The following is a 21069-nucleotide window of genomic DNA, read 5'->3' as shown; positions in this document are numbered from 1 at the left end:
GCGCTGGAACGGCGTTTTCTTTGATCATTCAGATGCTTAGTTTGCGTAGCCGGTAAGTTTCACGCAGATGCCGTCGAGCTGTTCCAGCGTCTTATAGCGGATTTCCAGCTTGCCGCCGCGCTCGCTGTGCGCCAGCGAAACCGACAGACCCAGGGCATCCGACAGCCGGCGCTCCAAGGCGACGGTATCGGCGTCGCGATCGGCGCGCGAGGGGCTCGGCTTGTTGGTGCCGGCCACTTCGCGCTGCTGGCTGAGGGCTTCGGCTTCACGCACCGACAGACCGCCGGAGACGATCTGGCGGGCCAGCTTGGTTGGGTCTTCGGCGGTAATCAGCGTACGGGCGTGACCGGCGGTGAGGGCACCGCTCGACACCATGCCGCGCACAACTTCCGGCAACTTGAGTAGACGCAGCGTATTGGCGACATGCGAGCGGCTCTTGCCGATCACCTGAGCCAGATCTTGCTGGGTATAGTCGAACTGCTCGATCAGCTGGCCATAGCCCATGGCCTCTTCCAGCGGATTGAGATCGGCGCGCTGCACGTTTTCGATAATGGCGAGCTCAAGGGCTTCCTTGTCATCGACATCGCGCACGATGACCGGCACCTCATGCAGGCCCGCCTTCTGAGCGGCACGCCAGCGGCGTTCACCAGCGATCAGCTCGAAGACATTGGGATCCTGGCTGGGGCGAACCAGCAGCGGCTGCATCACACCCTTTTCGCGGATCGAATTGGTCAGGTCCTCCAACTGATCCGCATCAAAGGTTCGACGCGGATTCGCCCGATTAGCGATGATAAATTCAACCGGCAGCTTCTTGATGCCGCCCGATTCGGTGACGCGGGCGCCTTCCACAGTCGCCATATCGCCGATCAGAGCCGCCAGCCCGCGACCAAGACGTGTGGGTTTGTCGTTCATCGAAAACTCCTATGCCGCGGCGTTGAGCTGGCGCTCACGGCGGATCACTTCGGTGGCGAGGCGCAGATAGGCCTGGCTGCCGGCACATTTGAGATCATAGAGCAGCGCCGGCTTGCCATAGGACGGCGCCTCGCTGAGCCGGACATTGCGGGGAATGACCGTGTCATACACCAGCTCACCCATTTCCGAGCGCACGTCGGCGAGCACCTGTTCGGAAAGGTTGTTGCGCTTGTCGAACATGGTCATTACCACGCCCTGGATCGACAGGTTGGGGTTAAGCGTCGATCGGATCTGCTCGATGGTTTGTAGCAGCTGCGAAAGACCTTCCAGTGCGAAGAATTCGCATTGCAACGGCACCAGAACGGCATCAGCCGCCACCAGGGAATTGATAGTGAGAAGGTTCAGCGACGGCGGGCAGTCGATCAGAATGTAACTGACCGGCTTGTCGTTGATGCTGAGGTCATTGAGCTGCTTGAAGGCATCGCGCAGCTTAAAGGCGCGATCGGCATGGCCGGCAATGGTCAGTTCCACCCCAAGCAGGTCCATGGTCGACGGCACGATGGCTACATTGGGCACCGAGGTCATGATCGCCGCTTGGGCCACCGTCGCCTCGCCGACCAGCAGATCATAGGACGAGACTTCGCGATCCGTGCGCGAAATGCCGAGACCCGTCGAGGCATTGCCCTGCGGATCGAGATCGACAATCAGCACGCGCTCGCCGATGGCAGCCAGGGCCGTAGCGAGATTGATGGCGGTCGTGGTCTTGCCCACGCCACCCTTTTGGTTGGCCAGTGTCAAAATACGGGGCGCCACTATCGGCCTCCAGCTCGTTCGCCGCTAACTAACTGTTTTCGCACGCAAATTCGTAAGCGTGAGCAGGACACCGCTTGGATCGATGTCACTGGCCTGTATTAACACGTCCGAGACCCAGCGCGTAGATGTTTCGGCCAGTTCTTCAACATGTTCCCGGCCTTTATGCAGGATTGCCCGGGTTTCCGGGCCAAAGAAGGGCGAAATCCATGTGCACAATTGTGGGAGCGAGGCCAGCGCGCGGGAGGTGATGACATCCGGCACTGGTGTTTCACGTGAATCAATCTGGTCGCTACGCGCACCTTCTACCGTCACCAGAAGCCCCAACTCGCGGGCCACCGTGCGCAGGAAGCTGACTTTGCGGCTATTGGGCTCGATCAGGGTGAAGAAGGCAGGTGTGCCCTTGAGCGCGATGGCCAGTGGCAGGGCCGGCAAGCCACCACCGCTGCCGAGGTCCAGAAAAGCCCTGTCTGTCGGCTTGAGCAGCGACAGCACCTGCAGGCTGTCGGCAAAGTGCCGGGTCCAGACCTCGCTCAGTGTTTCACGTGAAACAAGATTCTGCACCGCCTGCCACTTGGTCAGCAGTTGAGCATAGGATTCCAAATCCCGCGCCACGTCGGCTTCGGGCCGAGCGAAATACTGCGCATAGGGCGTGATCGCCGATGAGTCGGACACTAGCTTGCCTTCCGGAATTCGCCACGACGGATCACCGCCAGCAGCAGGGTGACGGCAGCCGGTGTCATGCCATCCATGGCTTGGGCCTGGGCGATGGTCTGCGGACGATACTGCGCCAGCTTCTGCCGCAGCTCCATGGAGAGCCCAGGAATGACGGAGTAATCCAGCCCATCCGGAATCGGCTTCTGCTCATCGCGACGAACGGCCTCGATGTCATTGCGCTGACGGTCCAGATAGACAGCATATTGCGCGTCCACGACGAGCTGCTCAAGGATATCTCCAGGGATGGTGCCGACCTCAGGCCAGAGACGGGTCACGTCATTTGGGGTAATTTCGGGATAGGACAACAGATCAAAAGCAGAGCGGGCCTTGCCGTCTTCATTGACCGTAATGCCTACCTTGCGTGCAGCACTTGGGGACGTAGTCAGCTCGGAGAGCAGGTTGCGACCATGAGTCAACGCCTTGGACTTGTTGCCAAAAAGCTCCTGTCGCTCTTCGCCGACGAGGCCGGTAGTGATGCCCAGCGGTGTCAGACGCTGGTCAGCATTGTCAGCTCGTAGATGCAGGCGGAACTCGGCGCGCGAGGTGAACATGCGATAGGGTTCGGATACGCCGCGCGTCACCAGGTCGTCCACCATGACGCCGAGATAGCTCTCAGTGCGCGACAGGGTCAGCGGATCCTGACCACTGGCCGCAAGCGCCGCATTGGCGCCGGCCAACAGGCCCTGAGCGCCGGCCTCTTCATAACCGGTCGTGCCATTGATCTGGCCGGCCAGATAGAGGCCCGGCTGACGCTTGACCTCCAGCGTCGGGCGCAGTTCGCGCGGATCGACATAGTCATACTCGATGGCATAGCCGGGCCGGATGATTTTCACATTTTCCAGCCCTGGCATGGAGCGCAGGAAAGTCTCCTGCACATCGGCGGGCAGCGAGGTGGAGAGACCATTGGGATAGATGGTCTGGTCGTCGAGACCTTCCGGCTCTAGGAAAATCTGGTGGCTATCGCGATCGGCGAAGCGGACCACCTTGTCCTCGATCGACGGGCAATAGCGTGGGCCGCGGCTCTGGATGCGGCCGGAATACATGGCCGAGCGATGCAGATTGTCCGAGATGATCTTGTGGGTTTCCGCCGTGGTGCGGGTAATGTGGCAAGAGACCTGACGCGTGGTGATCGCCTTGGTAAGCGCCGAAAAGGCCTCGGGCGGATTATCGCCGGGCTGTTCCTCAAGCGCGGAAAAATCAATGCTCTTGGCATCAAGCCGGGCCGGTGTGCCTGTCTTGAGCCGGCCGAGTTGAAGGCCGAGATTTTCGAGGCGGGTGGAGAGACCGAGCACCGGCTTTTCGCCGAGACGCCCGGCCGGGGTGGTTTCCTCACCGCGATGGATCAGGCCTCGGAGGAAGGTGCCGGTGGTGAGCACTATGGCCTTGGTGCCGATGCGACGGCCGTCGAGCAGGACGACACCCGAGACATGACCATTGGTCACCTCGATGTCGTCGACCTCGCCCTCGATCACATCGAGATTGGGCTGCGCCAGAATGGCCGCCTGCATGGCGTCGCGATAAAGCTTGCGATCGGCTTGAGCGCGTGGGCCGCGCACCGCCGGACCCTTGCGGCGGTTGAGAACGCGGAACTGAATGCCAGCCTGATCGGCGACACGGCCCATCAACCCATCCAGCGCGTCGATCTCGCGAACCAGATGGCCCTTGCCGAGACCACCAATGGCCGGATTGCAGCTCATCTCGCCGATGGTGGCAAACTTGTGGGTCACCAGAGCGGTCGGGACACCCAGACGTGCCGAGGCGGCCGCGGCTTCAGAGCCGGCGTGGCCACCCCCAACGATGATGACGGCATAATCAGTCATGGCGAATTCTCCAGACCGGCTCAATAGGCCAATGTTTCACGTGAATCAATTCACGCTGCCTTGGGTCTGCCATGCGAGCATAGCTCTTATGGCCTTCTCACCTCAAATCGCTCCAATGGAGCCATTTGCCCTGCGGGATGGTTCGAAGTTTCACGTGAATCATTTGCCAATGCAAAAGCTGGCAAACAATCGGTCCAAGACGCGCTCGGCATCAAGTCGCCCCACCAAACGCTCTAGTGATTGCGATGCAATACGCAGGCTTTCGGCGGCCAGTTCAGGCGAGCCCAATTGCTGCTGTGCGTGGGTTAGAGCTTCCACGGACGCTGAGAGCGCCAATCGGTCGCGCTCCCGGCTCAGCAGAGATGGCTCACCGGTTGTGAGGTTAGCCCCGGCCTTGGCGATCAATGCCAGTAGCTCATCCATCCCCTGCCCGATCTGCGTCGAGACCGTGACATCAACATTTGCGGTGACACCGATATCAGCCTTGGTGCCGACGCGGATGGCGCCTTCGGCGGGTAGGTTGTTATCGGCAATGTCAGGCGCGGTCAGCCAGAGAACGATATCGGCTTGGTCGATGGCCAGCCTAGCCCGACGGACGCCTTCGGCTTCGGCCTTGCTGTCGGTATCGCGCAGGCCGGCGAGGTCGAGCAGGATGTAGAGCTGACCGCCGATGTCGAGCGGAACCTCGCGCACGTCGCGGGTGGTGCCGGCTTCGTCGGTGACAATGGCAATGTCAGACTTGGCCAAGGCGTTGATCAGGCTGGATTTTCCCGCGTTGGGTGGGCCAGCAACAGCAACACGAATGCCTTCGCGGATGATGCGGCCGTGTTCGATTGAGGCGAGAGCGGTTTCGATATCGCGGCGCAGCGCGGCTATGCTGGTGCCGAATTCCGTGGGCAGTGCTTCGTCGACATCGCCTTCGTCGGAAAAGTCTAGTCGGGCTTCGATTTCGGCGCGCAGGTCGAGCAATTGGTCGCGCCAGGCATCGATGCGCTGGGTCAGGCCGCCCTCAAAACGCGCCAGGGCCTGGCGACGCTGGTTCTCGGTTTCAGCTTCGAGCAGATCGCCAAGGCCCTCGATCTCCACCAGGTCCAGCTTGCCGTTTTCGAAGGCGCGACGGGTAAATTCCCCGGCTTCGGCGAGGCGGGCGCCCTTAGAAGTGAGCAGTTTGAGGATGGCGCGGACGCCGGCGGGTGAGCCATGCACCTGCAGTTCGGCACAATCCTCGCCGGTAAAGCTGTGTGGGCCGGGAAACCAGGCAACAAGCCCGCGGTCGAGCAGGCTGTGGGCACCAATGGGGCGCAGCGTCAATTTGCGGGGCTCTGGCAGAATACCGCTGACATCGCGCAACAGCTCGGCCGTCCTTGGACCAGACAGACGAATGACCGCAAGGCCCGAGGGTGGTGCACCGGAGGACAGCGCTACGATGGTGTCGGTCATTCAAACAGTTCCAGAAAAGCAAAGAGCGACACGCCTTTCAGCATGCCGCTCTTCAATATATCGGCCCGAGGCCGTCAGGTATTCATCGAGTCGAAGAAATCCGAATTGGTTTTGGTCTGGCGCACCTTGTCGACCAGGAATTCCATGGCATCGATCGTGCCCATCGGATTGAGGATTCGGCGCAGCACATACATCTTCTTGAGAATATCGCCTTCGACCAGCAGCTCTTCCTTGCGGGTGCCGGACTTGGTGATGTCCAGCGCCGGGAAGATGCGCTTGTCGGCGACCTTGCGGTCAAGGATGATTTCCGAGTTACCGGTGCCCTTGAACTCCTCAAAGATCACTTCGTCCATGCGCGAACCAGTATCGATAAGCGCCGTAGAAATGATGGTCAGCGAGCCGCCGTCTTCGATATTGCGGGCAGCACCGAAGAAACGCTTCGGGCGCTGCAGGGCATTGGCATCGACACCGCCGGTGAGCACCTTGCCGGAGGACGGCACGACGGTGTTGTACGCGCGGCCGAGGCGGGTGATCGAATCGAGCAGGATTACCACGTCGCGCTTGTGTTCGACCAGGCGCTTGGCCTTTTCGATGACCATTTCGGCGACCTGGACGTGGCGCGAGGCGGGTTCGTCGAAGGTCGAGGAAATGACTTCGCCGCGCACCGAGCGCTGCATGTCGGTCACTTCTTCGGGCCGCTCGTCGATCAGCAGCACGATCAGATAGCATTCAGGATGATTAGTGGCGATCGACTGTGCAATATTTTGCAACAGTACCGTCTTACCGGTACGTGGCGGCGCAACGATCAGAGCGCGCTGGCCCTTGCCGAGCGGGGCCACCAGATCGAGCAGCCGCGCCGAACGATCCTTGACGGTCGGATCGGGCAGCTCCATGCGGAGGCGCTCTTCCGGGTAAAGCGGCGTCAGATTGTCGAAGTTGACCTTGTGGCGCACGGCCTCGGGATCTTCGAAATTGATGGTGTTGACCTTGAGCAGCGCGAAATAGCGCTCGCCATCCTTGGGAGACCGGATCTGGCCTTCGACCGTGTCGCCGGTGCGCAGACCAAAGCGACGAATCTGGGATGGGCTGACATAGATGTCGTCAGGACCGGGCAGGTAGTTGGCGTCCGGGGAGCGCAGGAAACCGAAACCGTCGGGCAGGACTTCAACGACGCCTTCACCGGTGATGTCCACTTCCTGGGCGGCCAGTTCTTTCAGGATGGCAAACATCAATTCCTGTTTGCGCATGGTCGAGGCGTTCTCGACCTCGTGTTCTTCAGCGAACACCAGGAGTTCGGCCGGAGATTTGGCCTTGAGCTCGCTGAGCTTCATATTCTGCATGTAGCGGGAGACCCTATTGGGAAACTTATGATCGTCGTGACAGGCGATATATTTGGGAGGGGTAGGCACCGCGCAGCGACCGGGGAGGTCGGCTAGATTTTGGGATGCGTTGCAAGGGATGTAGCGCGAAGTTGAGACATATTCAAGATTGAAACGAAAGCACCCACGGATTCACGTGAAACTTCGAACCGGTTCGAAGGAAAAATCGCGCCAGTGGCGCGATTTGAGGTGACGCCTGAGGGATTATGCCAGAATGGCAGGCTCAGTCAAAACGGCTTCACGATCACCATGATGACGATGACAATGGCAATCACGAAGGGGATTTCGTTGATCGCGCGGTAGAATGTATGCGGCCGCGTGTTCGCATCGTTCTGGAACTTGCGCAGCATGCCGCCATACCAGCCGTGCACACCGCTGAGTGCCAGGACCATGGCGGCTTTTACCCACATCCAGCCCTGCGAAAAATCCACAATGCCGAAGCCGAAGGCCAACCAAAGGCCGAATATCCAGGTGGCGATCATCGCCGGGGTGATGATGCCGCGATACAGCCGGCGCTCCATCACCTTGAAAGTCTCGGACTTGTCGGAGCCGACGGCAGATTCGGCGTGATAGACGAAGAGGCGGGGCAAATACATCATCCCCGCCATCCAGGCGATCACCGAGATCACGTGCAGGGCCTTGACCCATTCATACATTCTGAACTCCTCAACAGCTCAAAACTGGCTCTAGCCCTTCTTCACCCGCTCGACCAGTCGCGCGACATGTTCGATCGGGGTTTCCGGCACGATGCCATGGCCCAGATTGAAGATATGCGGCCGGTCGGCAAAGGCCGTGATGATCGCATCGACGCGGTCGTCGAGCTGCTGGCCGCCGGCGACAAGGCGTAGCGGATCGAGATTGCCCTGCAGCGGCAGGTGTTTTGGCAGGTTAGCGGCGAAGGTCAGCGGCGTCGCATAGTCGATGCCCATGGCATTGACGCCGGTCTTTTCGGCATAGCGCGCCAAGTTACCGGCGGCGCCGCGCGGAAAGCCGATGACCGGCGCATTAGGCACCCGAGCCCGCACGCCCTCGACGATGCGGCGATTGGGTTCGATGACCCGGCTGGTGAAGGCGTCATCATCAAGATTGAGCGCCCAGCTTTCGAACAGCTGCACCACATCGGCGCCGGCTTCAAACTGTGCAACCAGATAGTTGATGCTGGTTTCGACAAGCACATCGATCAGCGCCGCGAAGGCTTCCGGATGGCGCAAAGCGAACAAGCGCGCCGCGGCTTGATCTGGCGAGCCACGACCGCCGATCATATAGGTCGCCACGGTCCAGGGAGAGCCACAGAAGCCGATCAGGGTCTTTTCCCGTGCCAGGGCCGCGCGCAGGCGACGCACGGTCTCAAGGACCGGCGCGAGATGGGTCAGCGGATCCATCTCCTTCCCAAGCCCGGCGATGCTGTCCACGCTCACCGGATCAAGGACCGGACCTTCGCCGGCTTCAAAGCGCACCGACTGGCCGAGCGCATCGGGAACAACCAGAATGTCGGAAAACAGGATCGCGGCATCGAGATCGAAGCGCCGCAAAGGCTGCAGCGTTACCTCGGTGGCAAGGTCGGGCGTGTAGCAAAGCTCGAGAAAGTTTTTCACTTCCGAGCGGATGGCGCGGTATTCCGGCAGATAGCGGCCGGCCTGGCGCATGATCCAGATCGGCGGCCGCTCCTGCTTCTCGCCCAGGACCGTTGCCAGCAGAGGTTTGTGGGTCACGACTTACTTCCCTTCAAAACCCCTAAAGAGTCTTTCTTACTTCGTATCAGTATTATCATAGCGGTGTTTTGAGCCAATTAAGCGCTGTCCACAATTGCCATGGTGGCGGCAGAAGCGCGCAGCAGAGGGTAAACGAGACGCTAACGGCGCCTGTGCATGAAGCCGGCTTAACCCCTCGTTCACACTGATTAACGAAAGCTTAACGCGGCGACTCCGGAGTCAACGATTCGAATCGCGCTGTGCAAATCCGCTTGGCGAGCGTGGGTTAGATCGAATGAGTTATCCCCAGACCTATCCATAGCCATTTCTGACAGGCATGTGACGCCAGCCTGTTAATGTTTTGGTAACCAAGTCGAACAAGTTTGGCATCGGGTCAAAGTCATGAGTCATTATCACAGGCCGGGCTTGAGCTGTGGATGACAGTGTGGAAAACATGAAGCCATGTTGATCCTTGCCAGCCAGAGCGAAACCCGCAAAGCCCTGCTCACGCAGGCCGGATTGCAGTTTTCCGCAGAGCCAGCCACGCTCGACGAACGCAGCCTCGAGGACGCAACTTTGGCGGCCGGCGGCGATGGCCGTGATGTGGCGCTGCTCTTGGCACAACGCAAGGCGTTAACGGTTTCCGCCGCCCATCCTGGGGCAATCGTGATCGGCGCTGACCAGACGCTGGGTCTCGGCACCGAGCTTTTGCACAAGCCGGCCGACCGCTATGCGGCGATAGCCCAGCTCGATCATCTGCGCGGCAAGACCCATCGCCTGCATGCTGCCGTGGCGCTGGCGCGCGATAACCAGCTGCTGTGGTCCGATATCCAGACGGCAGAGCTGACCATGCGCGAGTTTACTCCCGAGGAGCGCGACCATGTGCTGGCTCTCGAGGGCGAGGCGGTCTTGGGGTCGGTCGGTTCCTATCGTCTGGAAGGGCCTAGCATTCGCCTGTTCGAGACGGTGACGGGCGACTATTTCACCATCCTGGGCCTGCCCTTGCTGCCGCTGCTGGCGGCCTTGCGCAGCTTTGCCCCCGAGGCGCTTTCGTGACCATCAAAGCCTTTGTCATCGGCCATCCGATCAACCACTCCCGCTCGCCGCTGATCCATGGCAGCTGGCTGGCAGAGCATGGCATTGACGGCAGCTATGAAGCGATCGACGTGGCGCCGGACGAACTGCCGGCCTTCTTCGATCGCCTGCGTTCGGGCGAGTTCGCCGGCGGCAATGTCACCATTCCGCACAAGGAAGCGGTGTTTGCGCTCTGTGATGACGTCGATCCGCTGGCGCGGACAATCGGCGCGGTGAATACGCTGATCCTGCGCGACGGCAGGGTTTTTGGCACCAATACCGACTACCTGGGCTTTCTTGGTAATCTCGATGCCGCCGTGCCCGCATGGTCCGACAAGGTGGAAGAGGCCGTGGTGATCGGCGCCGGTGGCGCTGCCCGTGCCATCCTGGTCGCGCTGCGCCATCGCGGTCTTGGCCGCATCCATCTGCTGAACCGGACCCTCGCCAATGCCGAGGCGCTTGCCGCGGCCATCGGCGGGCCTATCCTGGCGCATAGGCTTGAAGAATGGGCCGAAAACGCACCCCGGGTCGGGCTTGTCGTCAACACCAGCTCCATCGGCATGCATGGCACGGGCTTTGATTTCGATCTCGGCCTCCTGCCCAAGACGGCGCTGGTGACCGATATCGTCTATACGCCGCTGAAGACGCCGCTGCTGGTGGATGCCACCATGCATGGCCTCAAGACGGTCGATGGCCTCGGCATGTTGCTGCATCAGGCCGTGCCGGGCTTTGAGGCCTGGTTCGGCGTGCGGCCGGAGGTCACGCCGGCGCTGCGGGCGACGATCGAAGCGACCCTGGGGCATTGAGCATGTGGCGTATCGGACTGACCGGCTCCATCGCGACGGGCAAGTCTACGGTGCTCAAGGCTTTTTCCGATCTCGGTGTGCCGGTGCTGTCGGCTGACGAGGCGGTTGCGGAGCTCTATGCCGGCGAGGCTGTGGCGCCGGTAGAAGCGGCTTTCCCCGGCGTGACGCGCAATGGCGCGATCGACCGCACGCTGCTGTCGCAGCAATTGGCGAAAGACCCGTCGGGCTTCAAGCGGTTGGAAGCCCTGGTGCATCCGCTGGTGCGCGCCCGCATTACCCGTTTCATGGATGAGGCGGAACTGGCGGGACACGAGCTGGCTGTGGTGGAAGTGCCGCTGCTGTTTGAAAGTGGCTATGACTATGGCTTCTATGCCGTGGCGGTGACCTGGGTCGACGAAGCGATCCAGCGGCAGCGGGCTTTGGCGCGGCCGGGCATGACGGTGGAAAAGCTCGACACCATTCTTGCCCGCCAGATGCCACAGGCGGACAAGAAGGCGCGCGCCACCTATCTGTTCGATACCGGCATGCCCGTGCATGAGACCGTCAAAATGGTCGCGGCACTCGTCGCCAGCATCAAAGCCAAAGGGCCAAAACATTGAATCGTGAGATTGTGCTCGATACCGAAACCACCGGCCTGTCCCCGCAGCAGGGTGACCGGCTGGTCGAAATCGGCTGTGTCGAGCTGATCAATCACATTCCCTCGGGCCGGCACTATCACGTCTATATCAACCCGCAGCGCGACATGCCGGCAGAAGCCTTCCGCGTGCATGGGCTGAGCGAGGAATTCCTGGCCGACAAGCCGCTGTTTGGCGCGGTGGCCAATGATTTCCGGGAGTTTATCGGCGACGCGACGCTGGTCATCCACAATGCGCCCTTCGACATGGGCTTTCTCAATGCCGAACTGGAAAAAACCGGCCAGGGCCGCCTGACCAACAAGGTCATCGATACGGTGATGGTGGCGCGCGAAAAGCACCCCGGCGCTCGGGTGAGCCTCGATGCCTTGTGCAAGCACTACGGCATCGACAATTCCCGCCGCACGCTGCATGGCGCCTTGCTCGACAGCGAGATCCTGGCCGAAGTCTATCTCGAACTGATCGGCGGCAAGCAGGTCAGCCTGGCGCTGATCGCCGAAACCCGCGTGTCGGGTGCCGATGCGATCGCTACCCGTGTCGTGGTACCGCAGCGCCCGGTCGCCCTGCCCTCACGGCTGACGCCGCAAGAGGCTGCCGCCCATGCGGCAATTGTTGCCAAGATGGGCGCCGACGCGATCTGGGCGCAGTATGTTGAGACCGTGGACACGGCAGCCCAATAAAAAAGCCCCGGTCTCCCGGGGCTTCTTCAATTTCACAAAGCCAAAAGATCAGTTCAGCTTTTCTGGCTCGGCCGGTGCAGCGGCGGCACCCTGCTGGGCGGCGAGCTTCTGCAGGTTCTGGCGATAGATGGCGGCGAAATCCACCGGCTCCATCATCAGCGGCGGGAAGCCGCCCTGCTGGGTGACGCTGGCCAGAACCTGGCGGGCAAACGGGAAGATCAGGCGCGGGCATTCAATCATCAGCAGCTGGCTGAGCTGAACTTCCGGCACATTCTTGAGGCGGAACACGCCGCCATACACCAGTTCCACATTGAACAGGACCGTGGCTTCGCGATTGGCCTTGGCATTGAGCGTCAGCTCGACGGCATACAGGTCGTCGGCCTGCTTCTTGACGCCGACCGAGATCGAGACGTTGAACGCCGGATTGCCGCCGCCAGCCATGATCGAACCCGGTGCGCCCGGGTTCTCGAAGGAGAGGTCGCGGATATACTGACCGACCAGGTTCATCGACGGTGGGTTGGCAGCCTGCGGGGCAGCGCCGCCCTGGGTTTCGTCAGACATGTGCATCTCGTCCTTGAAGGGAATTTCTTTGCCGGGGTGGCTAGCATCTTTGCGCCGGAGCGACAAGGCTGAGCCCGCTCTAGCGCGGGCGGTAATCATCCTCGTCGAGGTCGATGGCGCCCTCGATCCGGCCGGCGCTCGGGTCCTGCCGGCGATAGCTGGTGGTGGTATCGACCACGGTGACCCGGCTGGCCAAAGCGGCATAGATCCAACTGCGCACTGGCGGCAGCAGCAGCGCCAAAGCGACCACGTCGCTCAGAAATCCGGGCAGCACCAGGAAGATCGCCGCAACGCCGATCATCATTGCGTCGGCAATGGTCCGGCCCGGCATGCGGCCGGCGCTGACATTGCCGCGCAATTGGGTCAGCACCGAAAGCCCCTGCTGGCGCAGCAGGAAGCCGCCGAGCAAAGCTGCGCCAATAATCAGCGCCAGGGTGGGGAAGAGACCGATGGTCTGGCCCACCTTGATGAAGATGGCGATCTCGATAATCGGCAGGACGAGCAGGCCAAGCGCAAGAAATCGGGCCAAGGTCTGGGTTTCCTTCTATATGTCGCTACGACAAATCGCCTCTCGCCCCGTTGTGAACTGGTTTTGGGGTGAGGCTTTCCCTATATATAGGCCAAACAGGACGCTCAACGAGCGTTGCCGCGCCTTTTTTCTGCGGCGCTCACGCAAGGTGCATTGCCCAATGGATGAATTCTTCGATCTGCCCACCCTCATCGTGATTGCCGTGGCAGTCTTCGTGCTGTTCCGCCTGCGCTCGGTGCTGGGCACCCGCACCGGCAATGAGCGTCCGCCGGTCGAACGCCGCAAGCCGGCCAATGATGCGGCAGCTGAGGATACGGTGGTGCCGCTGCGCCCGCGCGCCACCCCTGCCCCCGAGCAGGACGACGAATATCGCGCCCGCAAGGTCGAGGCCGAGATCGAGCAGTTTGCCAAGGGCAATGCCGAATTGGCCACCGGCTTCCGGCAGGTGGTCGAGGCCGACAATACCTTCACGCCGAAAAGCTTCCTCGAAGGCGCCAAGCAGGCCTATGAAATGGTCGTCACCGCCTATGCCGCCGGCGATCGCGTGATGCTGAAAAACCTCCTCGAGAAGGAAGTCTTCGACGGCTTCCAGGCCGCCATTGCCGAGCGCGAAAAGGCCGGCCAGACGGTCGACTTCACCTTTGTCGGCCTGCCCAAGGTGGAAATCTCCGACGCCGAATATGACAAGAAGAACGTGCTCATCACCGTGCGCTTCCACGCCGAAGTGGTTTCGGCCACCCGCGACAAGGATGGCACGCTGGTCGATGGCAATGCCGACCAGGTGCAGACCGTCGCCGACGAATGGACCTTTGCCCGCAATCCCAAGTCGCGCGATCCGAACTGGAAGGTCGTCACCACCAGCCAGCTCGACTAATTTTTCAAAGCGGCGGGCGCCTTTCCATGTCCAAGCGTGATCCCAAGCGCCTGCCGCACGATTTTCATCTGTGGACGACGGTGGCTGCCACCATTGATCCGCTGCGCCGCAAGGGCCTGCTGAAACTCGCCACCGGCCACCTGCCCATGCCCGTGATGGACGAGCCGGCGCCGGTCGCGACCAAGCCGCCGCCTGGCAAGAAGCCGCCGAAAAAACCTTTCCTCCCACCCTATCAGGCGCCTTTGTCCAGCGCCAAGGTCCCGGAAAAAGCCGTCGATCCGGCCATCCGCAAGAAGGTCGGCCGCGGCCGTATCGATATCGACGGGCGGATCGACCTGCATGGCATGACTCAGACCGAGGCGCGCGGGGCCCTGCATGGCTTTATCCATGCCCGCTTTGCCCGTGGCGATCGTACGGTGCTGGTGATTACCGGCAAGGGCACCAAGACCGACAGCGACTATATTGCGGCCATGACCGAGCGCGGCATCCTGCGCACCATGCTGCCGATCTGGCTCAGCGAACCTTCGCTGTCGCCGATGATTTCAGGCTGGAGCGTCGCGGCACGCGGCCATGGTGGGGAGGGGGCGTGGTATGTGCGCCTGCGCCGGCTATGACCCCGCTCGGTGCAAAAATCCGGCAATTGCGCGAGGAGCGCGGCATTTCGCTGAAAGACATGGCGGCGGCGCTCAATGTTTCGAGCGCCTATCTCTCGGCGCTGGAACACGGCAAGCGCGGCAAGCCGACCGGGTTTCTGCTGCATCGAATGATCACCTTTTTCAACGTGATCTGGGATGAGGCGGAAGAGCTGCAGCGGCTGGCGGAGATGAGCGATCCGAAAGTGACGATCGACACGGGCGGCCTGTCGCCCGAAGCGACGGAGCTGACCAACCGGCTTGCGATGGACATCGGCAAGCTGGAGGTGGAGGACCTAAGGTTTTTGCGCGATGAGCTGGTGAAGCGGAGTGGGAAGAAGAGGTAGAACCCGCCTCTGTCCCATCTCGATGTCATCCCGGCTCAAGGCCGGGGTGACACCGCGCGTGGGGTGACGTCAGATCACAAGACGAACTTGCTCAAATCCGTATCCTTGGCCAAAACCCCCACCTTGTCCGCGACAAACGCCGCGTTGATCTGGATGGTCTGGCCCTGCTTGTCCGGCGCTTCGAAGCTGATGTCTTCCACCAGCCGCTCCATCACCGTCTGCAGGCGCCGGGCGCCGATGTTTTCGACCGAGTCATTGACCTTCACCGCCGCATCGGCAATCGCCTCGATGGCATCGGTGGTGAAGTCCAGCGTCACGCCCTCGGTGCCCATCAGCGCGACGTACTGCTTGATCAGGCTATTGTCGGTGTCGTTGAGGATGCGGATGAAATCCTCGCGGGTCAGCGCCTTCAGCTCCACGCGGATCGGCAGGCGGCCCTGCAACTCCGGCAGGAGGTCCGACGGCTTGGACACATGAAAAGCGCCCGAGGCGATGAACAGGATATGGTCGGTTTTGACCGGGCCATACTTGGTGGAAACCGTCGTGCCTTCGATCAGCGGCAACAGATCGCGCTGCACGCCTTCGCGCGACGGACCGCCCTGGGCGCCGCCTTCGCGATGGGCTACCTTGTCGATCTCGTCGATGAAGACGATGCCGTGGTTTTCCACCAGCTCGATGGCCTCGTGCTTGAGCGCTTCCTGGTCGAGCAGCTTGTCGGCCTCTTCAGCGATCAGCGGCTCATAGGCATCCTTGACCTTGATCTTGCGCTTGACCCCGCGACCGCCCATCGCCGACTTGAACATGTCGGAGAGGTTGATCATGCCCACGCCGCCATTGGGCATGCCAGGGATTTCAAAGCCGCCGGTATTGGGCGCCGGCTGCATTTCGAGCTCGATTTCGCTGTCATCGATCTCATTATTGCGCAGTTTTTTACGGAAAGAGTCGCGCGTCGAGGGCGTCGCCGAAGTGCCGACCAAGGCATCAAGCACGCGGTTTTCCGCATTGGCATGGGCCTGCGCCTGCACATCGGCGCGGCGCTTGTCGCGCAACACAGCAATGCCGGCTTCCACCAGGTCGCGGATGATCTGTTCCACGTCGCGACCGACATAGCCCACTTCGGTGAACTTGGTCGCTTCCACCTTGATGAACGGCGCCTGGGCTAGGCGCGCCAGCCGGCGGGAAATCTCGGTCTTGCCGACGCCGGTCGGCCCGATCATCAGGATGTTCTTCGGGGTGATCTCGCGGCGCAGCTCGGGGCTCAGCTGCTGCCGGCGCCAGCGATTGCGCAGCGCCACGGCCACCGCGCGCTTGGCGTCATGCTGGCCGACGATATTGCGATCGAGCTCGGAAACGATCTCGCGCGGGGAGAAATTGGTGTCAGTCATTTTGAGTCTTTCCTGGTGCCTCGTCGAGGAAGCGCACCATCATGTGTTCGTCGATATAGCGACCGTTCACGAGCAGGCAGCGGGGGTCGGTGCCATAGGTGGTGAACCCCGCCTTTTGATAGAGCCGGATGGCCGGGGCATTATGCGCGCCGACCATCAGATGTACCTGGATCACTTCGCTGCGAGCATGGTCCACCGCTGCTTCCATCATTGCCAGCGCTGCGCCGGTGCCGCGCATGGATGGCCTGACATAGACCTGCATCAGCCAGCCGCGATGGGTCTCGCGCTCGCCGTCATCCCGCCCGTAAGCGACGATGCCGCTGAGCGCGCCATCGGCAGCGATGACGCCGAAAAACGCCATCTGCTGCATCTGCTTTTGCAGCGAGACGATGGAGCGAGCGGCAAAACTCTCCGGCGCGGTGCCGTAGGATTCCGGCGATACGGTCAGGGCCTCAAGCCTGATGGCGCGATAGGCATCCACATCGTCAGGGGTTAGCCGGCGGATGGCAAAGCTCATGAGTTGAGGTCAATGCTTTCGACCGTCACATTGCCATTGGTATAGACGCAGATTTCCTCGGCGATCTTCATGGCGCGGCGGGCGATATCCTCGGCATCGAGCTCCGTCGCCTGATGCAAAGCCAGCGCGGCAGAATGGGCATAATTGCCGCCCGAGCCGATGGCGATGACGCCATGGTCCGGCGTCAAGACGTCACCATTGCCGGTGAGAACCAGCGTGTCCTTGGCATCGGCCACGATCATCATGGCTTCGAGCTTCCGCAAATAGCGATCGGTGCGCCAGTCCTTGGCCAGTTCCACCGCAGCGCGCATCAGCTGGTCGGGATATTGTTCCAGCTTGGCTTCGAGCCGCTCGAACAATGTGAAGGCATCGGCGGTCGAACCGGCAAAGCCGCCGATCACCTTGCCACCCGCCAGCCTGCGAACCTTCTTGGCGCCGTGCTTCATCACGGTCTGGCCCATGGAAACCTGGCCATCGCCGGCCACCACGACCTTATTGCCCTTGCGCACGGAAACGATGGTCGTCCCGTGCCAGCCGGGGGAATTGTTGTCACTCATTTGGGGAGATACTCCGAACTGTTGGCTGATATTTAGGAGTGTCCGGCGGGAATGCAATGCGCTGGCTTGCAACGCAATCTTCACGCCGCTGTGCCTATCTGCTAGTCAGCCGCCGACATCCGGAGAAGACGCCATGCGTACCGCCACCATTGCCCGCAAGACCAACGAGACCGATATTGCTGTCTCGATCAACCTGGACGGCACCGGCGCGCATAGCATGGCGACCGGCATCGGCTTTCTCGATCACATGCTCGACCAGCTCAGCCGCCACTCGCTGATCGACATGGATGTCTCCTGCAAGGGCGACCTGCACATCGACTTCCACCACACGGCGGAAGACGTCGGCATCGCTTTGGGCCAGGCGATCTTGCAGGCCCTCGGCGACAAGAAGGGCATTCGTCGCTATGCCTCGGCCGACCTGCCCATGGATGGCACGCTGACCCGCGCTGCGCTCGATGTCTCCGGCCGCCCGTTCCTGGTCTTCCGCGCCGAATTTTCGCGCGACAAGGTCGGCGAGATGGATACCGAGCTGTTCCGCGAATTCTTCCAGGCTTTCGCCATGAATGCCGGCATCACGCTTCATATCGAGAACTTCTACACCGACAACAACCACCATCTGGCCGAGTCGATGTTCAAGGCCGTCGCCCGCGCCCTGCGCGAGGCCGTGGAAATCGATCCGCGCGTCGGTGACCGGGTGCCCAGCACCAAGGGCTCGCTCTGACCCTTTCGTTTTCCGGCCTTTTGCACTAATCCACCCACAAGCACGGTGTCACCCCGGCGCAAGCCAGTACGACATCGAGAGTTTGGAGTGTTCGGTGACGCTTTACGCCATCTATGATCCCAAGCCGGGCCGGCCCGACCTGCCGGCGGCCGTGCCGGAGAGCTTCTCCTGGTTCGCTGCTATCCTGCCGCCGGCCTTTCTCGCCGCGCATGGCTTGTGGCTTGAACTGGTTGCCTGGGGGCTGAAGGTCATCGCCCTTGTCCTGCTGTCGCGCTTCATCGGCGGTGATGCGGCTTTCGCGCTTTATCTCCTCACCGCCGTCTGGCTCGGCTTTGCGGCATCCGGACTGCGTCGTCATGCCCTTGCCTGGCGCGGCTGGACCTATCGCGGTGAGCGCGTGGCATTGAGTGCCGACATGGCGCAACTGGAGGCGATCCGATGAGCCTGGTCACCATTATCGATTACGGCGCCGGCAACCTGCATTCGGCCGCAAAGGCCTTCGAGCGCATGGCGGCTGTCGTCGGCGATATTACCGTTGAGGTCACGGCCGATCCTGAGCGCGTGCGCCAGGCCGACCGCATCATGCTGCCCGGCGTCGGCGCCTTCGCCGACTGCAAGGCGGGCCTCGATGCTGTTTCAGGCATGGTCGAAGCGCTGGACGAAAAGGTCATCCGCGGCGGCACGCCGTTTCTGGGCGTCTGCGTCGGCATGCAATTGCTGGCTTCCGAAGGCCGCGAGAAGGTGGTCACTCCCGGCCTCGGCTGGATCCCCGGCGCGGTGCAGAAGATCACGCCATCCGATCCGAGCCTCAAGATTCCGCACATGGGCTGGAACACCATTTCGGTGACCAGGCCGCACGCCCTGCTGGCCGGTATTCCCGATGGTCCCGATGGGCTGCACGCCTATTTCGTGCATTCCTATCACCTGGTGACCGATAGCGATGACACGCTGCTGGCCACCACCGATTATGGCGGCACCGTCACCGCCTGCGTCGGCCGTGACAATATTTTTGGCACCCAGTTCCACCCGGAAAAAAGCCAGGCACTGGGGCTCAAGCTGATCGAGAATTTCTTGAGGTGGACGCCGTGATCCTTTTTCCCGCCATCGACCTCAAGGACGGGCAATGCGTTCGCCTCAAGCTGGGCGACATGGAGCAGGCTACCGTCTTCAACGACGATCCCGCCGCCCAGGCCAAGAGTTTCGAAGAGCAGGGCTTTGAATACCTCCACGTCGTCGACCTCAACGGCGCCTTTGCTGGTGAGAGCGTCAATGGCGCGGCAGTGGACGCCATCCTCAAGACCGTGAAATTCCCGGTCCAGCTCGGCGGCGGCATTCGCACGCTGGCCCATATCGAATCCTGGCTCGACAAGGGCCTCGCCCGCGTCATCCTCGGCACGGTCGCGGTGCGCGATCCGGCGCTGGTGAAGGAAGCCGCCCGGAAATGGCCCGGCCAGGTCGCCGTCGGCATCGATGCGCGCAAGGGTATGGTGGCGGTGGAAGGCTGGGCGGAAACCTCCGAACTCAGCATCATCGAACTCGCCAAGCGCTTCGAAGGCGCTGGCGTGGCCGCCATCATCTATACCGATATCGACCGCGACGGCGTGCTGGCCGGCATCAACTGGGACTCGACCCTCGAGCTGGCCCGCGCCACATCCATTCCGGTGATCGCCTCGGGCGGCCTCGCCTCGATGGCCGATATCACCCGCCTGACTCAGCCGGACGCCAGAGTGCTCGAAGGCGCCATTTCCGGCCGCGCGCTATACGACGGCCGCATTGATTCACGTGAAGCACTGGCCTTGCTCAAGGCTGCCGCCTGATGAGCGAGCCGCGCAAGTTCGGCATGAAGTGGTACTGGATTGCGCTGGTCGCGATCGCCATATTTTCGGTGTTTCCGATGATAACGGGCATCAGCGCTGCCTTCATTGCCGAAGCCAATGGCTGCATCCTCAACGAGGGTTCGTCCAATCCCTGTATCATCGCAGGCGTCGATTGGGGTGATACGCTCTATACCATGGGCGTGCTGACCTGGCTGATGTTCGCCACCTTCCCGCTGGCCTTCGTGCTGTTCATCATCTGGGTGATCGTCTTGATCATCCACCGCACCGTCTGGCGCCGCAAACTCTCAGAGGACTCCCGTCCATGACCCTCAAGACCCGTCTGATCCCCTGCCTCGACGTGATGGGCGGCCGCGTGGTCAAGGGCGTGCAATTCGTCGACCTGCGCGATGCCGGCGATCCGGTGGAAGCCGCCATGGCCTATGATGCCGCGGGCGCCGACGAGCTAACCTTCCTCGACATCACCGCCAGCCACGAAGGTCGCGACACGATTTTCGACGTCGTCGCCCGCACCGCCGAGCACTGCTTCATGCCGGTCACCGTCGGCGGTGGCGTGCGGACCATCGAAGACATTCGGAAGCTCCTGCTGGCCGGGGCCGACAAGGTGGCGATCAATTCGGCTGCGGTGAACGACCCCGATTTCATCTCCCGCGCCGCCGACAAATTCGGCAATCAATGCATCGTCGTTTCGGTCGACGCCAAGCAGCGGCTGACCGAGCGCGTCGGTGGCGACAATCGGTCCGAGTGGGAAATCTTCACTCATGGCGGTCGCAAGCCATCCGGCCTCGACGCGGTGGAATTTGCCTGCCGCATGGTCGAGCGCGGCGCTGGCGAACTGCTGGTGACCTCGATGGATCGCGACGGCACCAAGTCCGGTTTTGACCTCAAGCTGACCCGCGCCATTGCCGATGCGGTCGAAGTGCCGGTGATTGCCTCGGGCGGCGTCGGGTCGCTGCAGGATCTGGTCGATGGCGTCACCGAAGGCCATGCCAGCGCCGTTCTGGCAGCGTCGATCTTCCACTTCGGCACCTTCACCATCCCTCAGGCCAAGCAATATATGCGCGAACATGGCGTGGCCGTCCGTATGGATGCTGCCTAGGTTATAGTGACGGATCGCGCGATATTTGCTCTAAGCCTCTCCCATCGCGGT

26 protein-coding genes are annotated in these 21069 nt (G+C 61.7%); 13 read left to right on the top strand and 13 right to left on the bottom strand.

Annotated elements, in window-relative coordinates; genetic code table 11:
- Positions 1 to 36: 36 nt before the first annotated feature.
- The 8 genes from BM045_RS11475 to hemE all read right to left on the bottom strand — a co-directional run bounded on the left by BM045_RS11475 (position 37) and on the right by hemE (position 8790).
- Positions 37 to 912: a ParB/RepB/Spo0J family partition protein gene (locus BM045_RS11475; protein ID WP_092183393.1), complete on the bottom strand. Its 876-nt coding sequence runs from the start codon at positions 910 to 912 to the stop codon at positions 37 to 39.
- Between the two features lie 9 nt (positions 913 to 921).
- Entirely contained in the window at positions 922 to 1725 is an 804-nt protein-coding gene (locus BM045_RS11470; RefSeq protein ID WP_092183391.1) for a ParA family protein, read from the bottom strand.
- A gap of 24 nt (positions 1726 to 1749) precedes the next feature.
- Positions 1750 to 2397 (bottom strand): 16S rRNA (guanine(527)-N(7))-methyltransferase RsmG, encoded by a 648-nt coding sequence (gene rsmG / locus BM045_RS11465; RefSeq protein WP_170848478.1) that lies wholly within the window; start codon positions 2395 to 2397, stop codon positions 1750 to 1752.
- Positions 2397 to 4259 (bottom strand): tRNA uridine-5-carboxymethylaminomethyl(34) synthesis enzyme MnmG, encoded by a 1863-nt coding sequence (gene mnmG / locus BM045_RS11460; RefSeq protein ID WP_092183387.1) that lies wholly within the window; start codon positions 4257 to 4259, stop codon positions 2397 to 2399. Before mnmG ends, rsmG begins: the two co-directional genes overlap by 1 nt.
- A gap of 159 nt (positions 4260 to 4418) precedes the next feature.
- Positions 4419 to 5699, bottom strand: coding sequence for a tRNA uridine-5-carboxymethylaminomethyl(34) synthesis GTPase MnmE (gene mnmE / locus BM045_RS11455; RefSeq protein WP_092183385.1), 1281 nt, complete (start codon positions 5697 to 5699; stop codon positions 4419 to 4421).
- 74 nt (positions 5700 to 5773) lie between these two features.
- On the bottom strand, positions 5774 to 7039 hold the full coding sequence (rho, locus tag BM045_RS11450) for a transcription termination factor Rho (protein ID WP_092183383.1): 1266 nt from the start codon (positions 7037 to 7039) through the stop codon (positions 5774 to 5776).
- 266 nt (positions 7040 to 7305) lie between these two features.
- Positions 7306 to 7734 carry a protoporphyrinogen oxidase HemJ gene (gene hemJ, locus BM045_RS11445; protein ID WP_092183381.1) on the bottom strand — a complete coding sequence of 143 codons (429 nt, stop codon included), beginning with the start codon at positions 7732 to 7734 and terminating at the stop codon, positions 7306 to 7308.
- 30 nt (positions 7735 to 7764) lie between these two features.
- Positions 7765 to 8790, bottom strand: coding sequence for a uroporphyrinogen decarboxylase (gene hemE / locus BM045_RS11440; RefSeq protein ID WP_092183379.1), 1026 nt, complete (start codon positions 8788 to 8790; stop codon positions 7765 to 7767).
- Positions 8791 to 9231: 441 nt separating this feature from the next.
- Here hemE and BM045_RS11435 point away from each other — a divergent pair, with 441 nt between their 5' ends.
- The 4 genes from BM045_RS11435 to dnaQ are packed head-to-tail and all read left to right on the top strand — an operon-like array spanning position 9232 to position 11961.
- Positions 9232 to 9825, top strand: coding sequence for a Maf family protein (locus tag BM045_RS11435; RefSeq protein WP_092183377.1), 594 nt, complete (start codon positions 9232 to 9234; stop codon positions 9823 to 9825).
- Positions 9822 to 10649 carry a shikimate dehydrogenase gene (locus BM045_RS11430; RefSeq protein ID WP_092183375.1) on the top strand — a complete coding sequence of 276 codons (828 nt, stop codon included), beginning with the start codon at positions 9822 to 9824 and terminating at the stop codon, positions 10647 to 10649. The genes BM045_RS11435 and BM045_RS11430 overlap by 4 nt, the downstream gene beginning before the upstream one ends.
- Before the next feature lie 2 nt (positions 10650 to 10651).
- Positions 10652 to 11248 (top strand): dephospho-CoA kinase, encoded by a 597-nt coding sequence (gene coaE / locus BM045_RS11425; RefSeq protein ID WP_092183373.1) that lies wholly within the window; start codon positions 10652 to 10654, stop codon positions 11246 to 11248.
- On the top strand, positions 11245 to 11961 hold the full coding sequence (gene dnaQ / locus BM045_RS11420) for a DNA polymerase III subunit epsilon (protein WP_092183371.1): 717 nt from the start codon (positions 11245 to 11247) through the stop codon (positions 11959 to 11961). Before coaE ends, dnaQ begins: the two co-directional genes overlap by 4 nt.
- A 48-nt stretch (positions 11962 to 12009) precedes the next feature.
- Here the strand turns inward: dnaQ and secB are convergent, their stop codons facing one another.
- Both secB and BM045_RS11410 read right to left on the bottom strand, forming a co-directional pair.
- A complete protein-coding gene (secB, locus tag BM045_RS11415) occupies positions 12010 to 12522 on the bottom strand; it encodes a protein-export chaperone SecB (RefSeq protein WP_092183369.1) in 513 nt (170 codons plus the stop codon).
- Between the two features lie 79 nt (positions 12523 to 12601).
- Positions 12602 to 13051, bottom strand: coding sequence for an FxsA family protein (locus tag BM045_RS11410; protein ID WP_092183367.1), 450 nt, complete (start codon positions 13049 to 13051; stop codon positions 12602 to 12604).
- A 160-nt stretch (positions 13052 to 13211) separates the two neighbouring features.
- On the opposite strand from BM045_RS11410, the gene BM045_RS11405 reads away from it, so the two are divergent.
- From BM045_RS11405 to BM045_RS11395, 3 genes are read left to right on the top strand one after another with little or no spacing between them, the layout of a single operon-like run.
- Complete coding sequence (locus tag BM045_RS11405) at positions 13212 to 13925, top strand: Tim44/TimA family putative adaptor protein (RefSeq protein ID WP_092183365.1); 714 nt, start codon at positions 13212 to 13214, stop codon at positions 13923 to 13925.
- A 26-nt stretch (positions 13926 to 13951) separates the two neighbouring features.
- Positions 13952 to 14539, top strand: coding sequence for a Smr/MutS family protein (locus BM045_RS11400; protein ID WP_170848477.1), 588 nt, complete (start codon positions 13952 to 13954; stop codon positions 14537 to 14539).
- A complete protein-coding gene (locus BM045_RS11395) occupies positions 14536 to 14904 on the top strand; it encodes a helix-turn-helix domain-containing protein (protein ID WP_092183361.1) in 369 nt (122 codons plus the stop codon). The genes BM045_RS11400 and BM045_RS11395 overlap by 4 nt, the downstream gene beginning before the upstream one ends.
- 74 nt (positions 14905 to 14978) lie before the next feature.
- On the opposite strand, the gene hslU is transcribed toward BM045_RS11395, so the two are convergent.
- Genes hslU through hslV form a run of 3 tightly spaced genes read right to left on the bottom strand, consistent with a single transcriptional unit; the run spans position 14979 to position 17363 of the window.
- Entirely contained in the window at positions 14979 to 16289 is a 1311-nt protein-coding gene (gene hslU / locus BM045_RS11390; protein WP_092183359.1) for an ATP-dependent protease ATPase subunit HslU, read from the bottom strand.
- Positions 16282 to 16806 (bottom strand): GNAT family N-acetyltransferase, encoded by a 525-nt coding sequence (locus BM045_RS11385; protein ID WP_092183357.1) that lies wholly within the window; start codon positions 16804 to 16806, stop codon positions 16282 to 16284. The genes hslU and BM045_RS11385 overlap by 8 nt, the downstream gene beginning before the upstream one ends.
- On the bottom strand, positions 16803 to 17363 hold the full coding sequence (gene hslV / locus BM045_RS11380; RefSeq protein ID WP_092183355.1) for an ATP-dependent protease subunit HslV: 561 nt from the start codon (positions 17361 to 17363) through the stop codon (positions 16803 to 16805). Before hslV ends, BM045_RS11385 begins: the two co-directional genes overlap by 4 nt.
- A 133-nt stretch (positions 17364 to 17496) precedes the next feature.
- Here hslV and hisB point away from each other — a divergent pair, with 133 nt between their 5' ends.
- The 6 genes from hisB to hisF all read left to right on the top strand — a co-directional run bounded on the left by hisB (position 17497) and on the right by hisF (position 21018).
- Positions 17497 to 18084, top strand: a complete 588-nt coding sequence (gene hisB, locus BM045_RS11375; RefSeq protein ID WP_092183353.1) for an imidazoleglycerol-phosphate dehydratase HisB — start codon at positions 17497 to 17499, stop codon at positions 18082 to 18084.
- A gap of 94 nt (positions 18085 to 18178) precedes the next feature.
- Entirely contained in the window at positions 18179 to 18526 is a 348-nt protein-coding gene (locus BM045_RS18910; RefSeq protein ID WP_170848476.1) for a DUF2628 domain-containing protein, read from the top strand.
- On the top strand, positions 18523 to 19173 hold the full coding sequence (gene hisH / locus BM045_RS11365; RefSeq protein WP_092183349.1) for an imidazole glycerol phosphate synthase subunit HisH: 651 nt from the start codon (positions 18523 to 18525) through the stop codon (positions 19171 to 19173). Before BM045_RS18910 ends, hisH begins: the two co-directional genes overlap by 4 nt.
- Positions 19170 to 19901, top strand: a complete 732-nt coding sequence (hisA, locus tag BM045_RS11360) for a 1-(5-phosphoribosyl)-5-[(5-phosphoribosylamino)methylideneamino]imidazole-4-carboxamide isomerase (protein ID WP_092184157.1) — start codon at positions 19170 to 19172, stop codon at positions 19899 to 19901. Before hisH ends, hisA begins: the two co-directional genes overlap by 4 nt.
- Positions 19901 to 20227: a hypothetical protein gene (locus BM045_RS11355; RefSeq protein ID WP_092183347.1), complete on the top strand. Its 327-nt coding sequence runs from the start codon at positions 19901 to 19903 to the stop codon at positions 20225 to 20227. Before hisA ends, BM045_RS11355 begins: the two co-directional genes overlap by 1 nt.
- Complete coding sequence (hisF, locus tag BM045_RS11350; protein ID WP_092183345.1) at positions 20224 to 21018, top strand: imidazole glycerol phosphate synthase subunit HisF; 795 nt, start codon at positions 20224 to 20226, stop codon at positions 21016 to 21018. The genes BM045_RS11355 and hisF overlap by 4 nt, the downstream gene beginning before the upstream one ends.
- Positions 21019 to 21069: the final 51 nt, after the last annotated feature.

Source organism: Devosia sp. YR412 (assembly GCF_900110945.1).
Lineage (GTDB): Bacteria > Pseudomonadota > Alphaproteobacteria > Rhizobiales > Devosiaceae > Devosia.
Note: the sequence above shows the minus strand (reverse complement) of the source record. Positions and strands in the feature narration are given on the sequence as shown.

Bases quoted from the DNA above. Each gene is read 5' to 3' on its own strand.
- BM045_RS11475 (WP_092183393.1), bottom strand. From the start codon at position 912: ATGAACGACAAACCCACACGTCTTGGTCGCGGGCTGGCGGCTCTGATC.
- BM045_RS11395 (WP_092183361.1), top strand. From the start codon at position 14,536: ATGACCCCGCTCGGTGCAAAAATCCGGCAATTGCGCGAGGAGCGCGGC.
- BM045_RS11385 (WP_092183357.1), bottom strand. From the start codon at position 16,806: ATGAGCTTTGCCATCCGCCGGCTAACCCCTGACGATGTGGATGCCTAT.
- hemJ (WP_092183381.1), bottom strand. From the start codon at position 7,734: ATGTATGAATGGGTCAAGGCCCTGCACGTGATCTCGGTGATCGCCTGG.
- hisF (WP_092183345.1), top strand. From the start codon at position 20,224: ATGACCCTCAAGACCCGTCTGATCCCCTGCCTCGACGTGATGGGCGGC.
- rho (WP_092183383.1), bottom strand. From the start codon at position 7,039: ATGCAGAATATGAAGCTCAGCGAGCTCAAGGCCAAATCTCCGGCCGAA.
- mnmG (WP_092183387.1), bottom strand. From the start codon at position 4,259: ATGACTGATTATGCCGTCATCATCGTTGGGGGTGGCCACGCCGGCTCT.
- coaE (WP_092183373.1), top strand. From the start codon at position 10,652: ATGTGGCGTATCGGACTGACCGGCTCCATCGCGACGGGCAAGTCTACG.
- BM045_RS11355 (WP_092183347.1), top strand. From the start codon at position 19,901: ATGAGCGAGCCGCGCAAGTTCGGCATGAAGTGGTACTGGATTGCGCTG.
- hisB (WP_092183353.1), top strand. From the start codon at position 17,497: ATGCGTACCGCCACCATTGCCCGCAAGACCAACGAGACCGATATTGCT.
- secB (WP_092183369.1), bottom strand. From the start codon at position 12,522: ATGTCTGACGAAACCCAGGGCGGCGCTGCCCCGCAGGCTGCCAACCCA.
- BM045_RS11405 (WP_092183365.1), top strand. From the start codon at position 13,212: ATGGATGAATTCTTCGATCTGCCCACCCTCATCGTGATTGCCGTGGCA.
- hslU (WP_092183359.1), bottom strand. From the start codon at position 16,289: ATGACTGACACCAATTTCTCCCCGCGCGAGATCGTTTCCGAGCTCGAT.
- hslV (WP_092183355.1), bottom strand. From the start codon at position 17,363: ATGAGTGACAACAATTCCCCCGGCTGGCACGGGACGACCATCGTTTCC.
- BM045_RS11400 (WP_170848477.1), top strand. From the start codon at position 13,952: ATGTCCAAGCGTGATCCCAAGCGCCTGCCGCACGATTTTCATCTGTGG.
- mnmE (WP_092183385.1), bottom strand. From the start codon at position 5,699: ATGACCGACACCATCGTAGCGCTGTCCTCCGGTGCACCACCCTCGGGC.
- hisH (WP_092183349.1), top strand. From the start codon at position 18,523: ATGAGCCTGGTCACCATTATCGATTACGGCGCCGGCAACCTGCATTCG.
- BM045_RS11435 (WP_092183377.1), top strand. From the start codon at position 9,232: ATGTTGATCCTTGCCAGCCAGAGCGAAACCCGCAAAGCCCTGCTCACG.